This window comes from Pantoea sp. SYBGC1 (assembly GCF_057197005.1).
This window is the reverse complement of record NZ_JBXUNM010000001.1, coordinates 294,249-314,388: the sequence shown is the minus strand read 5'-3', so window position 1 is coordinate 314,388 and position 20,140 is coordinate 294,249. Positions and strand designations below refer to the sequence as shown.

At 55.8% G+C, this 20,140-nt stretch carries 22 protein-coding genes and 1 other annotated feature; of the genes, 8 read left to right on the top strand and 14 right to left on the bottom strand.

The window, feature by feature from the left end; all coding sequences use genetic code 11:
• Positions 1-31 precede the first annotated feature (31 nt).
• The 10 genes from btuC to AC2CF9_RS01475 all read right to left on the bottom strand — a co-directional run bounded on the left by btuC (position 32) and on the right by AC2CF9_RS01475 (position 9,370).
• Positions 32-1,015 (bottom strand): vitamin B12 ABC transporter permease BtuC, encoded by a 984-nt coding sequence (btuC, locus tag AC2CF9_RS01520; protein ID WP_150017422.1) that lies wholly within the window; start codon positions 1,013-1,015, stop codon positions 32-34.
• A gap of 124 nt (positions 1,016-1,139) precedes the next feature.
• Positions 1,140-1,442, bottom strand: a complete 303-nt coding sequence (gene ihfA, locus AC2CF9_RS01515) for an integration host factor subunit alpha (protein WP_021506246.1) — start codon at positions 1,440-1,442, stop codon at positions 1,140-1,142.
• A gap of 4 nt (positions 1,443-1,446) precedes the next feature.
• The gene (pheT, locus tag AC2CF9_RS01510; protein ID WP_150017421.1) at positions 1,447-3,834 is read right to left on the bottom strand and encodes a phenylalanine--tRNA ligase subunit beta; all 2,388 of its coding nucleotides are present in this window, start codon (positions 3,832-3,834) and stop codon (positions 1,447-1,449) included.
• A gap of 14 nt (positions 3,835-3,848) precedes the next feature.
• Entirely contained in the window at positions 3,849-4,832 is a 984-nt protein-coding gene (gene pheS / locus AC2CF9_RS01505) for a phenylalanine--tRNA ligase subunit alpha (protein WP_484556087.1), read from the bottom strand.
• A gap of 70 nt (positions 4,833-4,902) precedes the next feature.
• Positions 4,903-5,028, bottom strand: a sequence feature (Phe leader region).
• Positions 4,979-5,023 (bottom strand): pheST operon leader peptide PheM, encoded by a 45-nt coding sequence (gene pheM, locus AC2CF9_RS01500; RefSeq protein WP_139074214.1) that lies wholly within the window; start codon positions 5,021-5,023, stop codon positions 4,979-4,981. Its footprint overlaps the feature before it by 45 nt.
• A 116-nt stretch (positions 5,029-5,144) precedes the next feature.
• A complete protein-coding gene (rplT, locus tag AC2CF9_RS01495; RefSeq protein ID WP_039384062.1) occupies positions 5,145-5,501 on the bottom strand; it encodes a 50S ribosomal protein L20 in 357 nt (118 codons plus the stop codon).
• A gap of 85 nt (positions 5,502-5,586) precedes the next feature.
• A complete protein-coding gene (gene rpmI, locus AC2CF9_RS01490) occupies positions 5,587-5,784 on the bottom strand; it encodes a 50S ribosomal protein L35 (RefSeq protein WP_010275699.1) in 198 nt (65 codons plus the stop codon).
• A gap of 98 nt (positions 5,785-5,882) precedes the next feature.
• On the bottom strand, positions 5,883-6,434 hold the full coding sequence (gene infC / locus AC2CF9_RS01485; protein WP_039384061.1) for a translation initiation factor IF-3: 552 nt from the start codon (positions 6,432-6,434) through the stop codon (positions 5,883-5,885).
• Positions 6,435-6,438: 4 nt separating this feature from the next.
• On the bottom strand, positions 6,439-8,367 hold the full coding sequence (gene thrS, locus AC2CF9_RS01480) for a threonine--tRNA ligase (RefSeq protein ID WP_039384058.1): 1,929 nt from the start codon (positions 8,365-8,367) through the stop codon (positions 6,439-6,441).
• A 241-nt stretch (positions 8,368-8,608) separates the two neighbouring features.
• Positions 8,609-9,370, bottom strand: coding sequence for a DUF481 domain-containing protein (locus AC2CF9_RS01475; protein WP_150017419.1), 762 nt, complete (start codon positions 9,368-9,370; stop codon positions 8,609-8,611).
• 315 nt (positions 9,371-9,685) lie between these two features.
• Between AC2CF9_RS01475 and ghoS the strand changes: the two genes are divergently transcribed.
• Both ghoS and AC2CF9_RS01465 read left to right on the top strand, forming a co-directional pair.
• Positions 9,686-9,976 carry a type V toxin-antitoxin system endoribonuclease antitoxin GhoS gene (gene ghoS / locus AC2CF9_RS01470; protein WP_150017418.1) on the top strand — a complete coding sequence of 97 codons (291 nt, stop codon included), beginning with the start codon at positions 9,686-9,688 and terminating at the stop codon, positions 9,974-9,976.
• A gap of 77 nt (positions 9,977-10,053) precedes the next feature.
• Positions 10,054-10,947: a fructosamine kinase family protein gene (locus AC2CF9_RS01465; RefSeq protein WP_150017417.1), complete on the top strand. Its 894-nt coding sequence runs from the start codon at positions 10,054-10,056 to the stop codon at positions 10,945-10,947.
• A 4-nt stretch (positions 10,948-10,951) separates the two neighbouring features.
• Here AC2CF9_RS01465 and AC2CF9_RS01460 read toward each other — a convergent pair whose 3' ends face one another.
• Positions 10,952-11,488, bottom strand: coding sequence for a YniB family protein (locus AC2CF9_RS01460; protein ID WP_484556086.1), 537 nt, complete (start codon positions 11,486-11,488; stop codon positions 10,952-10,954).
• Between the two features lie 145 nt (positions 11,489-11,633).
• On the opposite strand from AC2CF9_RS01460, the gene hxpB reads away from it, so the two are divergent.
• From hxpB to AC2CF9_RS01445, 3 genes are all read left to right on the top strand, one after another.
• A complete protein-coding gene (gene hxpB / locus AC2CF9_RS01455) occupies positions 11,634-12,302 on the top strand; it encodes a hexitol phosphatase HxpB (protein ID WP_484556085.1) in 669 nt (222 codons plus the stop codon).
• Between the two features lie 140 nt (positions 12,303-12,442).
• Entirely contained in the window at positions 12,443-13,030 is a 588-nt protein-coding gene (locus tag AC2CF9_RS01450) for a metal-dependent hydrolase (RefSeq protein WP_150017414.1), read from the top strand.
• Positions 13,031-13,187: 157 nt separating this feature from the next.
• Complete coding sequence (locus AC2CF9_RS01445; protein ID WP_071668767.1) at positions 13,188-14,579, top strand: L-cystine transporter; 1,392 nt, start codon at positions 13,188-13,190, stop codon at positions 14,577-14,579.
• Positions 14,580-14,644: 65 nt separating this feature from the next.
• On the opposite strand, the gene osmE is transcribed toward AC2CF9_RS01445, so the two are convergent.
• Complete coding sequence (osmE, locus tag AC2CF9_RS01440; RefSeq protein WP_150017413.1) at positions 14,645-14,980, bottom strand: osmotically-inducible lipoprotein OsmE; 336 nt, start codon at positions 14,978-14,980, stop codon at positions 14,645-14,647.
• 181 nt (positions 14,981-15,161) lie between these two features.
• Here osmE and AC2CF9_RS01435 point away from each other — a divergent pair, with 181 nt between their 5' ends.
• The 3 genes from AC2CF9_RS01435 to cho all read left to right on the top strand — a co-directional run bounded on the left by AC2CF9_RS01435 (position 15,162) and on the right by cho (position 18,269).
• Complete coding sequence (locus AC2CF9_RS01435) at positions 15,162-16,352, top strand: multidrug effflux MFS transporter (protein ID WP_484556084.1); 1,191 nt, start codon at positions 15,162-15,164, stop codon at positions 16,350-16,352.
• A 117-nt stretch (positions 16,353-16,469) separates the two neighbouring features.
• Entirely contained in the window at positions 16,470-17,297 is an 828-nt protein-coding gene (gene nadE, locus AC2CF9_RS01430) for an ammonia-dependent NAD(+) synthetase (RefSeq protein ID WP_150017411.1), read from the top strand.
• Between the two features lie 111 nt (positions 17,298-17,408).
• Positions 17,409-18,269: an excinuclease Cho gene (gene cho, locus AC2CF9_RS01425; RefSeq protein WP_150017410.1), complete on the top strand. Its 861-nt coding sequence runs from the start codon at positions 17,409-17,411 to the stop codon at positions 18,267-18,269.
• Positions 18,270-18,350: 81 nt separating this feature from the next.
• On the opposite strand, the gene spy is transcribed toward cho, so the two are convergent.
• Together spy and astE are read right to left on the bottom strand one after the other, a co-directional pair.
• A complete protein-coding gene (gene spy / locus AC2CF9_RS01420; RefSeq protein ID WP_039384024.1) occupies positions 18,351-18,842 on the bottom strand; it encodes an ATP-independent periplasmic protein-refolding chaperone Spy in 492 nt (163 codons plus the stop codon).
• A gap of 308 nt (positions 18,843-19,150) precedes the next feature.
• Positions 19,151-20,140, bottom strand: coding sequence for a succinylglutamate desuccinylase (gene astE, locus AC2CF9_RS01415; protein WP_484556083.1), 990 nt, complete (start codon positions 20,138-20,140; stop codon positions 19,151-19,153).

Sequence of the window (20,140 nt, the reverse complement as noted above, 5' to 3'; positions counted from 1 at the left end):
TCCTGTGTCCGTCAGATAACGCCAGCCGCAGCTAGCGTGAAGATTTCACTAAAAGCAGAATGAACAGCGGTGCGCCCAGCGTCGCGGTCACCACGCCTATCGGCAGCTCAGCAGAGGTCAGCAGCAGCCGCGCCAGAATATCCGCCGCCAGCAGCACTGCCGCCCCCGCCAGTGCCGCTGCAGGCAGCAGATAGCGATGATCGCTGATGCCGCTTAACCGCAAAAGATGCGGGACAACCAGCCCGATAAAGCCGATCGCCCCCGCCAGCGCCACGCTGACGCCTGTCAGCCAGCCCATGGCCAGTACCAGCAGGTTACGCCACAGCTGCAGCGGTAAGCCGAGCTGCCGCGCAGACGTCTCGCCCAGCGCCAGCAGATTCAGCGTGCGCGCACTGCACAGCAGCGCGGCGATTACCGGTATCAGGCTGAGTATCAGCCAGCCATAGCGCCAGTCAACGCCGCCAAAGCCTCCCATCATCCAGTACATCAGCTGACGTAGGTCGAGCGTGGTACTGAAGTAGACCGCCCATGTCATCACCGCGCTGCAGATAATACCCAGCGCCACACCGGTAAGCAGTAAGCGACTGCTGGCAAGCTGACGATGGGCAAAATGCAGCAGGATCAGCGTAATCGTCAGGGCGCCAGCCATCGCCGCCAGCGCCAGACTCCACAGGGAGCCGCCGCCGAGCAGCACGCCCAGTACCACTCCCACACCGGCGCCGTTAGAGACGCCGAGCAGTCCCGGCTCAGCCAGCGGATTCGTAAACAGCGCCTGCATAACGGTACCGCAGAGCGCCAGCGCGGCGCCTGTCGCAATAACAGCCAGCGTACGCGGCAGACGGATCTGCCAGACAAACAGCTCGCCCTGCGGGGTAAACCATTCGGCAGGCAGCAGCCAGCGCTCGCCGGCGCACAGGCTGAACAGGCTGAGCAGCAGCAGCAGCGTGGCGAGCAGCAACAGAGTACGCCGGCTGCGGCGACCGGTCTGGCGGGCAAGTTGATCGAGCAGAGTCATAAGCGAGGCAGTAAACAGGAGAATGTCACGATTGTAGAGGGATTATGGCAAAAAGAAAGCTATCCCCTGCAGGCTGGCGCAGCAATAAAAAAGGCCGCTGAGCGGCCTTTTTATCATACTGAAATCAGTCAGCATCCTTCGGTGACGCGTTTTCAACGCGACTTTTCAGCTTTTGTCCCGGACGGAAGGTCACCACACGGCGCGCGGTGATAGGAATATCCTCTCCCGTTTTCGGGTTACGGCCCGGACGCTGGTTTTTGTCGCGCAGATCAAAGTTACCAAATCCGGACAGCTTAACCTGTTCTCCATTTTCCAGCGCGCGGCGAACTTCTTCGAAAAAAAGCTCGACCAACTCTTTGGCGTCGCGTTTGCTCAACCCGAGTTTTTCAAACAGATATTCTGACATTTCAGCTTTTGTAAGCGCCATAGGTTCAATCCCTCAAGGTTGCCTGGAATCGCTCTTTTAATGCTGCTACACATCTGGCAACGGTCGCAGCAATCTCCTCTTCTTCGAGTGTCCGGCTGGTATCCTGCAAAATCAGGCTAATCGCAAGGCTCTTTTCGCCTTCGTTCACGCCTTTACCACGGTACACGTCAAACAAGTTTACGCCAACTACCTGATTTACGCCAACTTTCTTACACTCTGCGATGATATCTGCTGCAGGGACGTTTTCTGCCACCACAACAGCGATATCACGGCGGTTAGCCGGGAAGCGTGAAATCTCACGCGCGTCAGGCAGGACGCGGTCTGCAACCTTATTCCAAAGCAGTTCAAACACTAAGGTACGACCGTTGAGATCCAGCTTGCGTTCCAGCTCCGGGTGAACCACCCCGATAAATCCGATTTGTTCATTGTCCAGCCAGATAGCCGCTGTTTGTCCGGGATGCAGCGCCGGATTGGCAGCCGCGCGGAATGAAATCGCTTCAGATTTGCCGGTTAATTCCAGCAGCGACTCTAAATCGCCTTTCAAATCATAGAAGTCAACCGGCTGACGCGCCAGATCCCAGTGCTCTTCGTCACGATGACCGCTGATTACGCCCGCCAGCATAAGATCCTGGCGAATGCCGAGATCGGCCTGTGTATCAGGTACAAAGCGCAGACCGCTCTCAAACAGGCGCACACGCCCCTGCTGGCGATTCTGGTTATAAACTACTGCGCTGAGCAGACCGGTCCAGAGTGACAGGCGCATCGCTGACATATCGCTGGAGATAGGGCTTGGCAGGATAAGCGCCTCTTCCCCCGGATGCAGCAGCTGCTGCACTTTAGGATCGACAAAGCTGTAGGTGATCGCTTCCTGGTAGCCTTTGTCCGTCAGCAGCGTTTTCGCCCGCTTCAGTGACAGGCTGGCTTCGCGATGCTGCGTCATAATCAGGCTGGCTTTTACCGGCACATCAGGGATGTTGTTGTAGCCGTAGACGCGGGCCACCTCTTCAACCAGATCTTCCTCAATCGCCATATCAAAACGCCAGGTCGGTGCCACCGCTTTCCACTCGCCTTCGCCCTGCGTCACCTCGCAGCCGAGACGGGTCAGGATATCTGTCACCTGATCGTCGGCAATAACGTGGCCAATCAGGCGATCGAGTTTTGTACGGCGCAGCGTAATCGTGGCGCGCGGCGGCAGTTTACTGTCATCGGTCTGATCGATAACCGGGCCGGCTTCACCACCGCAGATATCCAGCAGCAGGCGGGTCGCGCGTTCAATCGCTGTATGCTGCAGCGCCGGGTCGACACCACGCTCATAGCGATGTGACGCATCAGTATGCAGTCCGTGGCGGCGTGCGCGGCCGGTAATGGCCAGCGGATCGAAGTAGGCGCACTCAAACAGCACGTTACGCGTTGCTTCATTTACGCCTGAGTGCTCACCGCCAAAAATACCGCCCATCGCCAGCGCCTGCTGATGATCGGCAATAACCAGCGTGTCACTCTGCAATTTTGCCTCGGTGCCATCCAGCAGGGTCAGCGTCTCATTCTCCTGCGCCATACGTACCACAATGCCGCCGCTGATGCGGTCGAGATCGAAGGCGTGCATCGGCTGACCCAGCTCAAGCAGCACATAGTTAGTGACATCGACCACCGGGTCAATTGAGCGAATGCCGCAGCGGCGCAGTTTCTCACGCATCCAGAGCGGCGTTTCAGCTTTGACGTTGATGCCTTTAACTACGCGTCCCAGGTAGCGCGGACAGGCGTCGGTAGCATCAATGCGAATCGGGAATGTATCAGTAATGGTCGCCGCAACCGGTTCTGCTGCAGGCGCCGTCAGCGGCAGTCCGTTAACCACGGCCACATCACGCGCCACGCCGGCGATGCTCAGGCAGTCCGCACGGTTTGGCGTCACGCTGATCTCGATAGTATTGTCATCCAGCTTCAGGTAGTCACGAATATCGCATCCTACTGGCGCATCGGCTGGCAATTCGATAATACCGTTGTGATCGTCGGAAATACCCAGCTCTGAGAAGGAGCAGAGCATGCCTTCAGAAGGCTCGCCGCGCAGTTTGGCCGCTTTGATTTTGAAGTCACCCGGCAGTACGGCACCCACGGTAGCCACTGCCACTTTCAGCCCCTGGCGGCAGTTAGGCGCGCCGCAGACGATATCCAGCAGGCGATCGCCGCCGACATTAATTTTGGTTACGCGCAGTTTATCCGCGTTCGGGTGCTGGCCGCACTCCACCACTTCACCCACCACTACGCCATGAAACGCGCCGGCAACGGGGTCAACACCATCAACCTCAAGGCCCGCCATGGTGATCTGTTCAGACAGCGCAGCGCTGTCCAGGGCTGGATTTACCCATTCGCGTAACCAGAGTTCACTGAATTTCATTGGATAACCTGCCCTTATTTAAATTGTTTGAGGAAACGTAAATCATTTTCGAAGAAAGCACGCAGATCGCTGACGCCATAGCGCAGCATGGTCAGACGTTCCATGCCCATACCAAAGGCGAAGCCGGAGTAAACTTCCGGATCGATGCCGACGTTACGCAGTACATTCGGATGCACCATGCCGCAGCCCAGTACTTCCAGCCATTTGCCATTTTTGCCCATTACATCCACTTCCGCTGAAGGTTCAGTAAAGGGGAAGTAGCTCGGGCGGAAGCGGATCTGCAGATTCTCTTCAAAGAAGTTGTTCAGGAAATCGTGCAGCGTTCCTTTCAGGTTGGTAAAGCTGATGTCTTTATCGACAATCAGGCCTTCCATCTGGTGGAACATTGGCGTGTGGGTCTGATCGTAATCATTACGGTAAACGCGGCCCGGCGCGATAATGCGGATAGGCGGCTGCTGATTTTTCATGGTGCGGATCTGCACGCCTGAGGTCTGCGTACGCAGCAGGCGCGTGGCATCAAACCAGAAGGTGTCATGATCGGCGCGAGCCGGGTGGTGACCCGGAATATTCAGCGCGTCGAAGTTATGATAGTCATCTTCAATTTCCGGTCCGGTCACCACGGCGAAACCCAGCTCGCCGAAAAAGTTTTCGATACGGTCGATGGTACGCGTTACCGGATGCAGACCGCCATTTTCGCTGCGGCGTCCGGGCAGTGAGACATCAATCGTTTCTGCCGCCAGGCGCGCATTCAGCGCCGCGCTCTCCAGCGTATTTTTACGGGCGTTAAGATGATCCTGTACCTGCTGTTTTGCTTCGTTAATCACCGCACCTGCCGCCGGGCGCTCTTCAGCCGGCAGTTCACGCAGGGTGGTCATCTGCAGGGTAAGGTGCCCTTTTTTACCCAGAAATTCGACGCGTACAGCGTCCAGAGCGGCGATATCCGACGCCTCGTCGATGGCGGCCGTGGCACGGGCCACCAGGTCTGCGAGTTGGGACATGATTTCCTCTTCTTCCAGCCGGGCTGGTCAGTTCTTGTTGGGATCCGGGATCCGATTAAGTCTCGCCAGAAACAAAAAAGCCTCCACGAGGGAGGCTTTCAGCGCGATTTTTCGTTTCTTTTCTTATGCGCACAAGCCCCTGATGTTCAGGCGCTAAAGTAAAAAAAGAAACGGAAAAGAGCAGCGTGCATGCTTGCATTACCTTGAGAAAATTAAAAACCGCCCTATTGAAATGCCCGGCGGCGAAAATGTCAATCTTTTGCGTGAGTTGCAGGTAATAAAAAAGGGAGCAAGCTCCCTTTTTTACCTGACTTACGCCAGAGCTGATTTCGCTTTTTCTACCAGAGCAGCGAAGGCTGCTTTGTCGAATACAGCGATGTCAGCCAGGATTTTACGGTCAATCTCAATGGACGCTTTTTTCAGGCCATTGATGAAACGGCTGTAAGACATACCGTTCTGACGCGCCGCTGCGTTGATACGCGCGATCCACAGCTGACGGAACTGACGCTTACGCTGACGACGGTCGCGGTAAGCATACTGACCAGCTTTGATAACAGCCTGGAAAGCAACGCGGTAAACACGTGAACGTGCACCGTAGTAGCCTTTAGCTTGTTTTAAGATTTTTTTGTGACGTGCGCGAGCAATTACACCACGTTTTACGCGAGCCATGAGCTCTCCTTAATCATATTCTGTTTTGCCGGTGCTCTGCTGGCGATAAGCCTTACAGCGCGACAGGCGAATTAAAAAAATTTACTTATGCGTACGGCAGGCAGGCAATAACCAGACCCAGATCGCCTTTAGACACCAGGCCTTTTGGACGCAGGTGACGTTTACGCTTGGTAGACTTTTTGGTCAGAATATGACGCAGGTTTGCGTGCTTACGCTTGAAGCCGCCAGAGGCGGTCTTCTTGAAGCGCTTAGCCGCGCCACGTACAGTTTTAATCTTTGGCATTTTTACAAATATCCACTTCGCATTGTTAAAAAAATGAACCAGACAGGCGAATAAATCCCACACAGCGCGAACGCTGCGCGGCATCATTACTTGAAAGCCTACTGTTTCTTCTTAGGTGCGAGCACCATAATCATCTGGCGGCCTTCGATCTTCGAAGGGAAGGACTCGACCACTGCCAGATCGATATCTTCACACAGATCTTTACGGACGCGGTTAAGCACTTCCATACCGATCTGCTGGTGCGCCATCTCACGACCGCGGAAACGCAGCGTGATTTTGGCTTTATCGCCCTCTTCCAGAAAGCGCATCAGGCTGCGGAGTTTTACCTGATAGTCGCCATCATCGGTACCAGGACGGAATTTAATTTCCTTAACCTGGATAACTTTCTGCTTCTTCTTCTGTTCCTTAGAAGACTTACTCTTTTCATAAAGGAACTTGCCGTAATCCATAATACGGCATACCGGCGGTTCGGCGTTCGGGCTGATTTCAACTAAATCTACGCCAGCTTCTTCAGCTTTCTCAATCGCTTCGCGTAGAGAGACAATGCCAAGTTGCTCGCCGTCAACGCCAGTGAGGCGCACTTCGGTGGCTCGGATTTCGCCGTTAATACGGTTTGGACGCGTCGGTTGTACTCGTTTTCCGCCTTTAATAACCTTATTCCTCTAATTGGTGAAGATGTCGGCTGCGAATCTCTTGTTGCAGCTTCTCAACAAACACATCTACGTCCATGCTCCCGAGGTCTTTACCACGGCGGGTGCGCACGGCAACTTTGCCTGCTTCCACCTCTTTCTCACCGCAAACCAGCATATAAGGGACGCGACGCAATGTGTGCTCGCGGATTTTAAAGCCTATCTTCTCGTTTCTCAAGTCTGCTTTGACACGAATGCCAGCATTTTGCAGTTTCTTTGTCAGTTCACTGACATATTCTGCCTGACTGTCAGTGATATTCATCACTACAGCCTGTACCGGTGCCAGCCAGCTCGGGAAGAAACCAGCGAACTCTTCAGTCAGAATACCGATAAAACGCTCCATAGAGCCCAGAATCGCACGGTGAATCATCACCGGTGTCTGACGGTCGTTGTTTTCACCCACATAGGTGGCATCAAGACGTTTTGGCAGAGAAAAGTCTAGCTGAACCGTACCACACTGCCAGGCACGATCGAGACAATCATACAGGGTGAACTCGATTTTCGGGCCGTAGAATGCCCCTTCACCCGGCTGATACTCAAAGGGGATATCATTCTCTTTCAATGCTTCGGCCAGGTCAACCTCTGCGCGATCCCACATCTCATCAGTACCGATGCGTTTTTCCGGACGGGTAGAGAGCTTCACGACGATTTTTTCAAAACCGAACGTGCTGTACATGTCGTACACCATACGAATACAGCTGTTTACTTCGTCGCGCACCTGATCTTCAGTACAGAATACGTGAGCATCATCCTGCGTAAAGCCGCGTACACGCATTAGACCATGGAGCGCACCCGATGGCTCGTTACGGTGGCAGCTACCGAACTCTGCCATACGCAGCGGCAGATCGCGATAGGACTTCAGGCCCTGATTGAAGATCTGCACGTGACCCGGGCAGTTCATCGGTTTAATGCAATATTCGCGGTTTTCTGAAGAGGTAGTAAACATCGCCTCTTTGTAGTTTTCCCAGTGGCCGGTTTTTTCCCACAGCACGCGGTCCATCATAAACGGACCTTTTACTTCCTGGTAATCATACTCTTTCAGTTTGGTACGGACAAAAACTTCCAGCTCGCGGAAAATCGTCCAGCCGTCATTGTGCCAGAACACCATGCCCGGCGCCTCTTCCTGCATATGGTAGAGATCGAGCTGTTTACCAATTTTGCGATGATCGCGCTTTGCTGCCTCTTCCAGGCGCTGCAGATAGGCTGACAGCTGCTTCTTGTCTGCCCAGGCCGTGCCGTAAATACGCTGCAGCATTTTGTTATCGCTGTTGCCGCGCCAGTAGGCGCCTGCAATTTTCTGCAGCTTAAAATGGTGGCAGAAGCGCATGTTCGGCACATGCGGACCGCGGCACATATCCACATACTCTTCATGATGATAGAGGCCAGGACGATCGTCGTGACTGATATTCTCATCAAGGATTGTGGTTTTATAGCTTTCGCCACGCGCAGCAAAGACGTCGCGCGCTTCCTGCCAGCTGACTTTTTTCTTTACCACGTTGTAATTGGTTTCAGCCAGCTGGTGCATACGCTTTTCCAGCTGTTCCAGATCTTCCTGCGTCAGCGTGTGGTCGAGATCGACATCATAATAGAAGCCGTTATCGATGACCGGGCCAATCGCCATCTTGGTATCAGGCCACAGCTGTTTAATAGCATGGCCCAGCAGGTGCGCGCAGGAGTGACGGATAATTTCCAGACCCGCTTCATCTTTTGCTGTGATGATTGCTACCTGAGCGTCGTCGGTGATGGGATCAACCGCATCCACCAGCTCACCGTTTACGCGACCGGCGATACAGGCTTTCGCCAGGCCGGGACCAATATCCAGCGCAATATCCATTACGCTGACCGGGTGGTCAAAAACGCGCTGGCTGCCGTCAGGAAGAGTAATTACTGGCATTTTATATCCTTAAATTGCAGTGGTAAGCCACACGAAAGCCTACATGCAACACTGTGTTTGGTGTGTGTACCCGGCGTGATGTCAGACCCACATTGTCGGAATGACGCCGGGCGCATAAAGCGGCCAATATGATAACAGCTTTCACCCTGCAGCAAAACCCGCCCTGCTGGCTAAGTCTAAGCAAACACGAAAAAAAACCGCCGTGCAGCCTGAGCCGGACGGCGGTTTTCTGATATGGCAGTTACATTGCGTAGGAGAGCTGAATCGTGGTTTTGGTATCGGTACGATCGGGCGCAGACTCCGGCGGATTGTTGTTCCAGGTCACGTTGTAGCCCATCTTCAGCGCAAAGTGCTCATTGATGGCGACCTGCAGGGCCGTTTCTGAGTTCACCGTAGTATCTTCGCCGAAGCTGCTCAGCACGGATACGCCCTGAATGAATTTCGTGGTATCCGTCAGCTGCCACTGATAGCTGACTGCACCATAGCCCAGCGCTTTGGTCTCATGCCCGCCGTCGTGGAAGTCGTCGTAGCGTACGCCCGGACCAAATTCCGCGCGCAGAGAGTGCACCGGACCGTTGAGGAGCTGGCGACCATAACCGGCCGTCAGCACGTCGCGGGAATCATAACCATTCAGACGATCGCTCAGCCAGCTGGCCTGACCAAACAGATAATCAGCGCTGTTCATGTTGTAGCGGCTGCGGCCACCGATATTGTAGGTTTCAGATGAACGCTCATCGTTGGATGAGGTGTTAGCCGCGTTGCCCCACAGACTGTAAGCCGTTGAGGTCTGATACCAGGTCATGCTGGTTGAGGCCGTCAGCGAAGAGCTGGTAGTGTTACCGGTCTGCGCCAGGTAACCGGCTGATGCGCTGCCTTCAAACGGCTGTTTGGCCGTTGAAGGATCATCCATTGAGGTAAAAACAGCATTATCAGCAAAAGCCTGGTGACAAAATGCTCCGGCAGAGAGCAGGAAAATAGCGGACAGCTTATTAAGAACTTTCATTAAGGGGTGATCCGTGCGGCAATTTAAAAACAGGTGAGTCTGCAGCGTTTTTACCGACAATCAATGCAATTTACTGTAAGTTTTGTAAAAAATTATGAGACAGCCTCAGGCTGTTACCTGTACCAGCCAGCTTATACACTGCAGACGCGTTCACTAACGGCGCGCATTATAGGTGCCGTTCAGAGAAATAACAGCCCGCAACCACTATGAATTTTATCGCTGCTGACACAGCTTTACGCCGCAACTGAACAAAATTCGCTCTGAGGGGCGTGGTGAACTACGCTGAAATCTGTTTGGTTACAGTGAGGTGAGAAAATGAGCACGCTGGACGTTACGAGTTACGTTGTCACTTTTCACTATCAGGAGTCGGGACTGGGCGACCTGCAGTCGCTGACCAGTGCTATGGTCAATAGCGGATTTAGCACCACCCTGCACGATGCTGATGGACATCCGCATGAACTGGGAACCAACAGCTTCGGCATTGTCAGTACGCTGGCCCCTGAAGCGGTTTCAGAGCAGGCAGCGCGTATCGCAGAGGTTGCGTTACATCAGTCTCCGCAGACAAAGGTCACAACGCTGCAGCAATTTTTGCAGAACCCTGCCTGATACCCCGGCAAGACTGGTTTTACCTATTTTTTGCGCGCTGTAATTGCAGCGATATCGCGATTAACGAGGAGCCCGCCATGTGGTCAGCCATTAGCCGCCTGTTAAGCGAACAGACTCAGCCAGCAGAGATTACGCAGCGCCAATCCCTGCCCGGCGGGGATATCCATCCCGCCTGGCGTATCCGCTATGGCGATCTGGATGTCTTCGTCAAGTGCAACACCCATGACCGGCTGGATCTGTTCCGCTGGGAAGCCGATCAGCTCAGTTTACTGGCGCGCACGCAGACAGTCCGGGTGCCGGCCGTCTACGGCGTCGGCAGCACGCGCGACGCCAGTTTTCTGCTGCTGGAATATATTCCGCCGCAGCCGCTTAGCGCGGAAGCGGGTTATCAGCTCGGGCAGCAGCTGGCGCGCCTGCATCAATGGAGTGAGCAGCGTCAGTTTGGACTCGATTTCGATAATAATATTACCACTACCCTGCAGCCCAATAGCTGGCTGCGGCGCTGGTCGCTGTTTTTTGCGGAGCAGCGTATCGGCTGGCAACTGCAGCTGGCAGCGGAACGCGGTGTAACCTATGGTGACATGAATCAGATTATTGACAGCGTTCAGCAGGCGCTGGCTCATCATCATCCGCAACCTTCGCTGCTGCATGGCGATCTCTGGCCCGCCAACTGTGCAGATAGCAGCAGCGGGCCATGGATTTTCGATCCTGCCTGCTACTGGGGCGACCGCGAGTGCGACCTGGCGATGCTGAGTTATCATCATGAGCTGCCGCGTGAGATCATGCAGGGCTATCACGCAGAGTGGCCGCTGGCCGAGGGATTTTCGCAACGTCAGCCTGTGTATCAGCTCTATTACCTGCTGAACCGCGCGAACGTTTTTTCCGGCCAGTGGCAGGAGGAGGCGCAGTTTGCCGTCAGTCAGCTGCTCAGCGACGACAAACTGGCGCAGGATCGGGCCCGACCGGCCTGATGATTTAAAGCATGCCCAGCAGCGTCAGTAAAAAGTAGCCGGCAACAGCAATAATCACTGGCAGGATATAGAGCGGAAAAATCTGCAGCAGAATAGTGTGGTGCGGGACGCGAATTTTTTCCTCAAGCTGCGCGCGCGTGCGGCCTTCGCTGCCCTTTGCCTGCTCCAGAATCAGCTGATCTTCAATGCCTTCTTTAACATGCCGCGACTGGCGCCACATGCGCGCACCCGATGCCTGTAAAGCCATGCCGATGAAAATCAGCGCATAAACAATCCAGAAACCGATATTTGCCCCGCCGTGAAAATCGGGCACCGGCGAGTTATGCCAGAACGGATTGAGAAACGACGTATTAAATTTAAGCATGTCCACCATGACATGGATAAAATCCAGTAATACGGCATCCAGTCCGGGCTGCTTTACGCTGTGCTGATATAAATAACCGAGCATGGAAACAATTGTCGACAGCAGTGCCGGAATGAAAATGATCCAGCCAGCCACGCGCTTAAGGATGGCGATTTGGCCAGCCTGTTGGTATGTCATGCAGACTTCCCTATACAGATAATTATTTTGCCCTAAGTCTACCTGCAGTCGGCGATTTTTTCCTGAAAAATGCGTTACCTGTCGCGTGCTGGTTTTCACTCTCTGGCGTGATAAGGTGGCGCAAACCGCTAAAAAGGATATTGTCATGCGCTATCGTCGTCCGGTGTACGCCGCTATTTTTGATATGGATGGTTTACTGATTGATTCTGAGCCGCTGTGGGATCAGGCTGAGATGGAGGTGCTGGCAAGCCTTGGCGTTGACGTCAGTCGTCGCGCGGAGCTGCCTGACACGCTTGGCCTGCGCATCGATCAGACCGTACGCATGTGGTATGAGGCACAGCCGTGGCAGGGTGCGACTCAGGCCGACGTCACGGCGCGTATTATCGACCGCACGCTATCGCTGATAGAAGCGCAGCAGCCGCTGCTGCCCGGCGTCAGTCAGGCGCTGCAACTCTGTCAGCAGCAGGGGCTGCGGATTGCGCTCGCTTCCGCTTCGCCGCTGGCCATGCTGGAGCGAGTGCTGGAGATGTTCCGGCTGCGGCCCTTCTTTTCTGCCCTCGCCTCAGCTGAAGCGCTGCCGCTGAGCAAACCTCATCCGCAGGTCTATCTGAATGCGGCAGCGGCGCTTGATATCGACCCGCTTAACTGTGTGGCGCTGGAAGACTCGTTCAACGGCATGATCGCCTGTAAAGCGGCGCGCATGCGTTCTATCGTAGTGCCTGCAGCTGCACATTACGCGGATGCCCGCTGGGCACTGGCAGATGTGCAGCTGCCGAGCCTGACAGAGTTACGCGCAGAGCATCTGTCTGACTGACCGCATAGTGTTTGGCGCTGTCTGATATAGCAGGCAGCCAGCGCGAAAATAATTCACTGTTCGTTACAGCGTCACCGTTCTCATTTACTGGATAAATCCCTATACTGGATGCATTGACAGTTTTGTATCCGGGTTTAATCATGACGGCCGAAGGCCATATAATTTTTGCTATCGCCAGCGCTATTTTTGCCAAGCGCGCTGAGCTGACACCGGTTCTGGCTGCAGCGGACTGGTGGCATCTGGTGCCCGCTACGCTGCTGACCTGCCTGCTGCCGGATATTGACCACCCCCGATCCACGCTGGGTCAGCGTTTTCGCTGGCTCTCCCAGCCCATCGCGCGGGCGTTTGGACATCGCGGCTTTACCCACAGTTTGCTGGCAGTAGCTATCAGCCTGTGGCTGTTTAAAGTGAACGTGCCGGCAGACTGGTTTCTGCCGGCGGATGTCCTGCAGGGACTGACGCTGGGCTACCTGAGCCATATCGTTGCTGACATGCTGACGCCGGCAGGCGTTCCGCTGCTGTGGCCCTGCCGCTGGCGCTTTCGCCTGCCCATTCTCAGAAGCCAGAGCGGTAATCAGCTGGAGCGGATGCTTTGTCTGGGACTGGTGGTTGCAGCACTCTGGTTTCCGGCTGGTATGCCTGCTTTTGGTGCAAACGGCTGGCCGCAGCAGCTGTTTGATACGCTGCAATCCAGCGTAAACCGGCTAATTAACCCGCTAAATGGCTAAAAAGCACGCTATATCAAACGAAAAGTTATAATCCATACTTTTTGGGTATAAGGCTGCACTTCATTGTACTGCTAACATCCCTGACATTCTCTGATAGAAATTTACGTTACGCTATGCCGCCTGCACTTTGCAGGGCGGCATCTTTCTGGAGTTAAGTATGGATTTCCCTCTTATTATTAACATAGTGGTCTTTGCCGCTCTGCTGGTGCTGCTTAACCGCATTGGCAACCAGAGCTGGAGCCTGTCAAAGCGCGTGCTGACCGGCCTGGTGCTGGGCGTGCTGTTTGGCCTGGCGCTTCAGGCGGTTTATGGCGAAAACAGCGCAGTGGTCAAGGATTCGATCGGCTGGTTTAATCTGGTCGGTAACGGCTATGTACAGCTGCTGCAGATGATTGTTATGCCGCTGGTATTCGCCTCAATACTGAGCGCGGTGGCGCGTCTGCATAACGCCTCCTCGCTGGGCAAAATCAGCGTGCTGACCATCGGGGTACTGCTGTTTACCACGGCTATCTCCGCGCTGGTCGGCGTGATGGTGACCGGCCTCTTCCACCTCAGCGCTGAAGGTCTGGTACAGGGTGCGCAGGAGACCGCGCGTCTGAATGCTATTCAGAGCAACTATGCGGGTAAAGTCGCCGATCTCAGCACGCCGCAGCTGCTGCTCTCTTTCATCCCTAAAAACCCGTTTGCCGATCTGGCAGGCGCGAACCCGACCTCCATTATCAGTGTCGTTATCTTTGCTGCTTTCCTCGGCGTCGCTGCGCTGCATCTGCTGCGCGATGATAAAGTGAAAGGTGAACGCGTACTGGCCGCGATTGATACGCTGCAGTCATGGGTGATGAAGCTGGTGCGCCTGATCATGAAGCTGACGCCGTATGGCGTACTGGCGCTGATGACCAAAGTGGTCGCCGGCTCTAACCTGCACGATATCGTTAAGCTGGGCAGCTTTGTACTCGCCTCGTATCTTGGTCTTGCGATTATGTTTGGCGTGCATGCGCTGCTGCTGTCGATCAACGGCATCAATCCGCTGCGCTTCTTCCGTAAGGTATGGCCGGTGATCACCTTCGCTTTCACCAGCCGCTCCAGCGCGGCCAGCATTCCGCTGAATGTGGAAACGCAGACGCGCCGTCTCGGCGTGCCGGAAGCGATTGCCAGCTTTTCCGCCTCCTTCGGTGCCACAATCGGTCAGAACGGCTGTGCCGGACTCTATCCGACAATGCTGGCCGTGATGGTTGCACCTACCGTCGGCATCAACCCGTTTGATCCGGTCTGGATCGCCACGCTGGTCGGGATCGTTACCCTGAGTTCCGCTGGCGTAGCCGGTGTGGGCGGCGGTGCTACCTTTGCTGCGCTGATTGTGCTGCCGGCAATGGGGCTGCCGGTGACGCTGGTCGCGCTGCTGATTTCCATTGAGCCGCTGATTGATATGGGCCGTACCGCGCTCAACGTGAACGGTTCAATGACGGCCGGTTCGCTGACCAGCCGCTGGCTGGGTCAGACCGACAAAAAAATTCTGGAGAGCGATGAGCACGCCGAACTGGCGCATCGCTAAGCGCTGACTTCAGCATGAAAAAGGGCCCGTCTCAGACGGGCCCTTTTTTATTCTGCGAAAAAGCGTTACTGCGCAACCTGCGGATCGGTGTCGTACTCTTTGCAGCTCTGGAAGCCGTAGTTCATCACGCGACCGGTGTCGTTGTAGCTGACAAAATAGGTCTGCAGTTTGCCATCGCGCTCGCCGATAACATAAGTCTGGCAGGTGCCGCGCGCGTGCGCCATGGTCACTTCGGTCGAAGCCGGACCCGCAATCTGACGCACCTGTTCACGCGTCATGCCTTTTTTAACATCTTTTACCACCGGTTTGGTGACATAACTTTCCGCGCGATCGTAAGTGGTACAACCAGACAGAGCAGCCAGCGTCATAGCGGCAGCGATACATCCCAGCACTTTATTCATTTTTTGTTCCTCATACTTTGTCCATGTCCGAATAAGCCTGGAACACAAATTCAGATTTATCAACCCGGTGGCGAAGCTTTTAGGTGCGCTCATCGCAATATATCCGGGGTAAAAAAGCTGTGCTGCGGCGCCCTGCTCCGTATAATCGCGCGGTTAACTTTTTACCCGACTCAGAGGCCCCATGACATCTGCACACCCTAACCGGCTGGTTTACGCTATCACGCTCGGACTCCTGGCGGCGCTCGGACCGCTCTGTATCGACCTCTATCTCCCCGCGCTGCCTGAACTGGCCTACGATCTGCACACGCCGACCTCCACCGCTCAGCTCAGTCTGACCGCCGGCCTGCTGGGCCTCGGGGCGGGACAGCTACTGTTTGGTCCCATGAGCGATAAGTTTGGCCGCATCCGGCCCCTGCTGCTGTCGCTGCTGCTGCTGTTTATTGCCTCTGTCGGCTGCGCGCTGGCAAAAGATATCCATTCGCTACTGATTGCCCGCCTGTTTGAAGGGCTGGCCGGCGCTGGCGGTGCCGTGCTGTCGCGCGCTATCGCCCGGGATATGTATAGCGGACACGAGCTGACACGTTTTTTTGCGCTGCTGATGCTGGTCAACGGCCTTGCACCGGTAGGGGCACCGGTACTGGGCGGCGCGCTGATGACAATCATGAGCTGGCGCGGCATTTTTATCGTGCTGGCGGCGATCGCCATTCTGCTGATTCTGCTGGCGCGCTGGCAGCTGCATGAGACGCTGCCGCCTGCACGCCGTAGCCAGGGCTCGCTTTTTTCCGCCTGGGCGGCGCTGGGCCAGGTCATCACGCATCGACCCTTTATGGGTTTTTGCCTGACGCAGGGCTTTATGATGTCAGGCATGTTTGCGTATATCGGCGCCTCGCCGTTTGTGCTGCAGCAGATCTACGGCCTCTCACCTCAGGCGTTCAGCCTCTGCTTTGCGGCCAACGGGTGCGGCCTGATTATCGCCTCACAGACCAGCGCACGACTCTGCCCGCTCTGGGGCGAATACCGGGTGCTTAAGGGCGGGCTGACGCTGGCATTTATCGCCTCCGCCACGCTGCTGACCGCCGCGCTGAGCGACGCTGCCCTGCCGGTTATTCTGGTGGCGCTGTTTTTCTCTATCGCCAGTAATGGTGTGATAGCCACTACCGCCGCGTCGCTGGCGATGCAGAGTCAGGGACATCGCGCCGGCAGTGCTTCTGCGGTTATCGGCGTCACCATGTTTACGCTGGGCGCCATCAGCGTGCCGGTTAGCGGCGTGGGCGGGACCTCGGTTATCAGCATGAGCGCCACGATTTTCGGCTGCTTTATGCTGGCAATCCTGATGTTTACCCTGCTGGCGCAGCGGCCTGAAAGCGCCTGATTCAGCAGCAAACCGTCTGCGCCGATCGCCGTTTGGCTTGTTGTTTTGCGGCCAAGGCGTTAGCTTTAGCTGATGTTACGCATCATGCCGTCAGGCTTCTGACTTGAGGAGAGGTTCATGTCACTGCAGCAGGAAATTATTCAGGCCCTTGGTGTTAAACCCGTTATCGATCCGCAGCAGGAGATCCGCGTCAGCGTCGATTTCCTGAAAGCGTACCTGAAAGCGCATCCTTTTCTGAAAACGCTGGTGCTGGGCATCAGCGGCGGGCAGGACTCAACGCTGACCGGTAAGCTGGCGCAGACGGCGGTCAGCGAGCTGCGTCATGAGACCGGCGATAAAGAGTACACCTTTATTGCCGTGCGTCTGCCGTACGGTAAACAGGCCGACGAGCAGGATTGTCAGGATGCGCTGGCGTTTATTCAGCCCGATCGTACCCTGGTGGTCAATATCAAAGAGGCGGTGCTGGCGAGCGAGCGCGCACTGCAGGAAGCGGGTATTGCGCTGTCAGATTTTGTCCGCGGTAATGAAAAGGCGCGCGAACGCATGAAGGCACAGTACAGCATCGCCGGCATGACCAAAGGTATCGTGCTGGGCACCGATCACGCGGCGGAAGCGGTGACCGGTTTTTATACCAAGTATGGCGATGGCGGCAGCGACGTGAACCCGATTTTTCGCCTCAATAAAGGCCAGGGGAAACAGCTGCTGAAGGCGCTGGGCTGCCCGGATCACCTCTGGATGAAACATCCCACGGCCGATCTTGAAGACGATCGTCCCGGCCTGCAGGATGAGGTGGCGCTTGGCGTAACCTATCAGCAAATCGATGATTATCTGGAAGGCAAAACCATCGATGCCGAATCGGCGAAAATCATTGAGGGCTGGTACACCAAAACCGAGCATAAACGCCGTATGCCGGTAACGGTGTTTGACGATTACTGGAAAAAGTAGCCCCTCCCTGCGACTCTCTCTCTGCAGAGGGAGAGTCGCGCCTCGCTTGCCACTGGCGATAAAAGCAGCACGCTGATACACTGTATACAAAACCAGTAAGCGGAGCATTCTTTGGTCAGACGAGCAATCAGCCATCGCCTCGACTTTGACGCGGCGGCAATCTATCAATATCCCGAACACCTGCGCCAGTGGCTTGAAGGGCTGCCTAAAGTGCCCGGCGTCTATACCTTTCACGGCGAGAGTGAAAATCTGCCTCTTTATATCGGCAAAAGCATTAATTTGCGCAGCCGGGTGATGGCACATTTTCGCACCACGGATGAAGCGAGCATGCTGCGTCAGGCGCGGCGCGTAAGCTGGATCCCCACCGCCGGCGATATTGGCGCGCAGCTGCTGGAAGCGCAGATGATCAAAACGCAGCAGCCGTTATTTAATAAGCGCCTGCGTAAAAATCGTCAGCTCTGCTCACTGCAGCTGGGAGAAGGCGCGCCGGAAGTCGTCTATGCAAAAGATGTCGATTTCTCTCGTTCACCCGATCTCTACGGGCTGTTTCGCAGCCGTTTTGCCGCGCTGGAGAAGCTCAAAAGCATGGCCGATGAGCTGCAGCTCTGTCACGGCCTGCTTGGGCTGGAGAGCCTGCGGCCGGGGCGCGGCTGCTTTCGCGCAGCGCTGAAGCGCTGTGCCGGCGCCTGCTGCGGAAAAGAGAGTGTCGAAGCGCACCAGCAGCGGCTCCGCGAGGGGCTGGAACGCTTTCGCGTAGTGTGCTGGCCGTGGGAAGGCCCGGTTGGCATGGTGGAGCGCGGCGCTGAGATGACACAAATCCATGTGATCGATCACTGGTTCTGGCTGGGTTCCGTCGCCACTGAAGCGGAAGCGCGCCAGCTGCAGCGCGCGCGCCAGGGGTTTGATCACGACGGCTATAAAATTCTCTGCCGTCCGCTACTTTCCGGCGAGTTCCCGCTGATAGAGCTATAAAAAAAACCGCCGACGCTGTTCAGGGCGGGACTCTGTCCTGAACAGCGCCGGCGGTCTTAATCCGGATCGGTTACGGTGTGCTTACTCGCCGTCAGCAGGCGGTGGTGGCATTTTACCATCGTGTGGCGCTTTTTCCGTCAGGCGCGTTTCGAAATTAGCGTTGTACTGCTTTTTCTGTTCCGGCGTCAGTACGTTGTAGATCTTGTTCTGGGTTTCCATCATGCGTACCGCATTCTCTTTGGCGTTTGCGGTCATCTTCTCAGCCTGTGCTTCCGCTTTGCTGCGATCGAAGCTGTCGGCGGCAATAATGGCATGGTTCGCGCGGCGCGCTTCCGGCGACGGACGCTGCATCTCTTTATGGCCATCCTGCATGATGGTGCGGATCTGTGTTTTCTGCGCATCGGTCAGAGTGATGCCTTTAAACATCTCCATACCGTGATGACGCATCGGCTTATGCATCGGCTTTTCAGTGCCAGCCGGCGGTGGCGTCAGGTTATCGGCCGCAGCGTGGACGATATTGGCGGCACCCAGTGCCATTGCGGTAGCCAGAAAAACAGAAGTCAGTTTACGCATAATATTGTCCTTTCTTGTCAGTTATATGACGACAGCCTGTGTCGCGTCTTCGGAAACAAGCATACGACGCTGAACGTCAACTACTCAGAACCTGAGTAAAGCCCTGAAAGCATAGAAGATAAATATCGTGCGATCGTGGAGAGATTGCGAAGAATTACGTGAGAAAATGCAAGGAAGTATGACAATAGCGGGAAAATGGCAGGAATTAAGGAGGAGTGTAATGAGTTTGCCCGCGCCGGGAAAGCAAAATGTTAAGCGATCGCTGTCAGCGGGCTGACGCCATCAGGCATCAGCCATGCTGCAGCCGTTTATTGCGCCGGCCTCTGTGCGTTCTCTTCCGTCAGCATCAGCCCGGCGCGTAATCCCGGTGCCACCTGCGGATTAGGAAACAGCACATACTCCTGCGCCTGCTGTACGTAATAGCGCGTGTCGCCCTCTTCTGCCAGCAGCGTGCCCTGAGGAAACGCGGTGAAATTCAGCGTGTCCGCGCTCATATGCAGCGTAAACCCCTCCCCCTGACGGGTGATTTGTTGTGAAACGTGATAACGCCGCGGCTGCGTATGCGGCTGCGGCCACGTTTCTCCCTCCAGCAGCGCAGCAAGCGCCCGCTGCACCGCCCTGAACTGCGTGAGGTCGTTTTCACCAAACGGCAGCGCCTTACCCAGTTCCAGCGTCGAACTCGCCGCGTGATGATGCTCGCAGCTGTAGTGGGTAAAGGTGCCGCCCGGCGCACGATGAAAAACCAGCGCCTCCAGCTCAGCTGCGGCCAGCCACTGCATAAACGTATCCGGCCATGGCCGCACATTCGCGGGCATAACGGCAAAGCGCGGATAATAAGAGCCGCGAATAGCGGTATGCAGATCAAGATGCCAGCGCGACGTCTGCCTGTGGCAGCTGCGCCAGAAGCACTCCATCACCTGTTCAAGCTGCAGGGCGCGCTGTGCTTCACTGGTTTCACTGACCCGCTGCCAGCGGCCACCAAACAGCCGGTTAAGATCGTACTGCTGATAGCGACGGCCGCTGCGCAGCGCCGCCGGATTACCCAGTATCACCAGCAGCCGCACTGCCAGCGGTTTTTCTCCGCTAAGCAGCGGCGCCAGCAGCTGCTCCACTATCTCCACCGGCGCGGTTTCATTGCCGTGGATCCCGGCGGACAGCACCAGCGCCCGGTCGCAGTGCGTCAGCGGCGTCAGCGAGAGGATCCCTTCCGCCTGCCACTGCCAGCGCAGATAAGCGGTCTCGCCCTGCGTGACGGCAGGCGGCGTGCCCGCCAGCGTCTGCTGCAAAAAACTGCGCAT

What these genes read in the sequence shown, in the direction of transcription:
- btuC (WP_150017422.1), bottom strand. Translation starts at nt 1,015, where the DNA reads ATGACTCTGCTCGATCAACTTGCCCGCCAGACCGGTCGCCGCAGCCGG.
- ihfA (WP_021506246.1), bottom strand. Translation starts at nt 1,442, where the DNA reads ATGGCGCTTACAAAAGCTGAAATGTCAGAATATCTGTTTGAAAAACTC.
- pheT (WP_150017421.1), bottom strand. Translation starts at nt 3,834, where the DNA reads ATGAAATTCAGTGAACTCTGGTTACGCGAATGGGTAAATCCAGCCCTG.
- pheS (WP_484556087.1), bottom strand. Translation starts at nt 4,832, where the DNA reads ATGTCCCAACTCGCAGACCTGGTGGCCCGTGCCACGGCCGCCATCGAC.
- rplT (WP_039384062.1), bottom strand. Translation starts at nt 5,501, where the DNA reads ATGGCTCGCGTAAAACGTGGTGTAATTGCTCGCGCACGTCACAAAAAA.
- rpmI (WP_010275699.1), bottom strand. Translation starts at nt 5,784, where the DNA reads ATGCCAAAGATTAAAACTGTACGTGGCGCGGCTAAGCGCTTCAAGAAG.
- thrS (WP_039384058.1), bottom strand. Translation starts at nt 8,367, where the DNA reads ATGCCAGTAATTACTCTTCCTGACGGCAGCCAGCGCGTTTTTGACCAC.
- AC2CF9_RS01475 (WP_150017419.1), bottom strand. Translation starts at nt 9,370, where the DNA reads ATGAAAGTTCTTAATAAGCTGTCCGCTATTTTCCTGCTCTCTGCCGGA.
- ghoS (WP_150017418.1), top strand. Translation starts at nt 9,686, where the DNA reads ATGAGCACGCTGGACGTTACGAGTTACGTTGTCACTTTTCACTATCAG.
- AC2CF9_RS01465 (WP_150017417.1), top strand. Translation starts at nt 10,054, where the DNA reads ATGTGGTCAGCCATTAGCCGCCTGTTAAGCGAACAGACTCAGCCAGCA.
- AC2CF9_RS01460 (WP_484556086.1), bottom strand. Translation starts at nt 11,488, where the DNA reads ATGACATACCAACAGGCTGGCCAAATCGCCATCCTTAAGCGCGTGGCT.
- hxpB (WP_484556085.1), top strand. Translation starts at nt 11,634, where the DNA reads ATGCGCTATCGTCGTCCGGTGTACGCCGCTATTTTTGATATGGATGGT.
- AC2CF9_RS01450 (WP_150017414.1), top strand. Translation starts at nt 12,443, where the DNA reads ATGACGGCCGAAGGCCATATAATTTTTGCTATCGCCAGCGCTATTTTT.
- AC2CF9_RS01445 (WP_071668767.1), top strand. Translation starts at nt 13,188, where the DNA reads ATGGATTTCCCTCTTATTATTAACATAGTGGTCTTTGCCGCTCTGCTG.
- osmE (WP_150017413.1), bottom strand. Translation starts at nt 14,980, where the DNA reads ATGAATAAAGTGCTGGGATGTATCGCTGCCGCTATGACGCTGGCTGCT.
- AC2CF9_RS01435 (WP_484556084.1), top strand. Translation starts at nt 15,162, where the DNA reads ATGACATCTGCACACCCTAACCGGCTGGTTTACGCTATCACGCTCGGA.
- nadE (WP_150017411.1), top strand. Translation starts at nt 16,470, where the DNA reads ATGTCACTGCAGCAGGAAATTATTCAGGCCCTTGGTGTTAAACCCGTT.
- spy (WP_039384024.1), bottom strand. Translation starts at nt 18,842, where the DNA reads ATGCGTAAACTGACTTCTGTTTTTCTGGCTACCGCAATGGCACTGGGT.
- astE (WP_484556083.1), bottom strand. Translation starts at nt 20,140, where the DNA reads ATGCGCAGTTTTTTGCAGCAGACGCTGGCGGGCACGCCGCCTGCCGTC.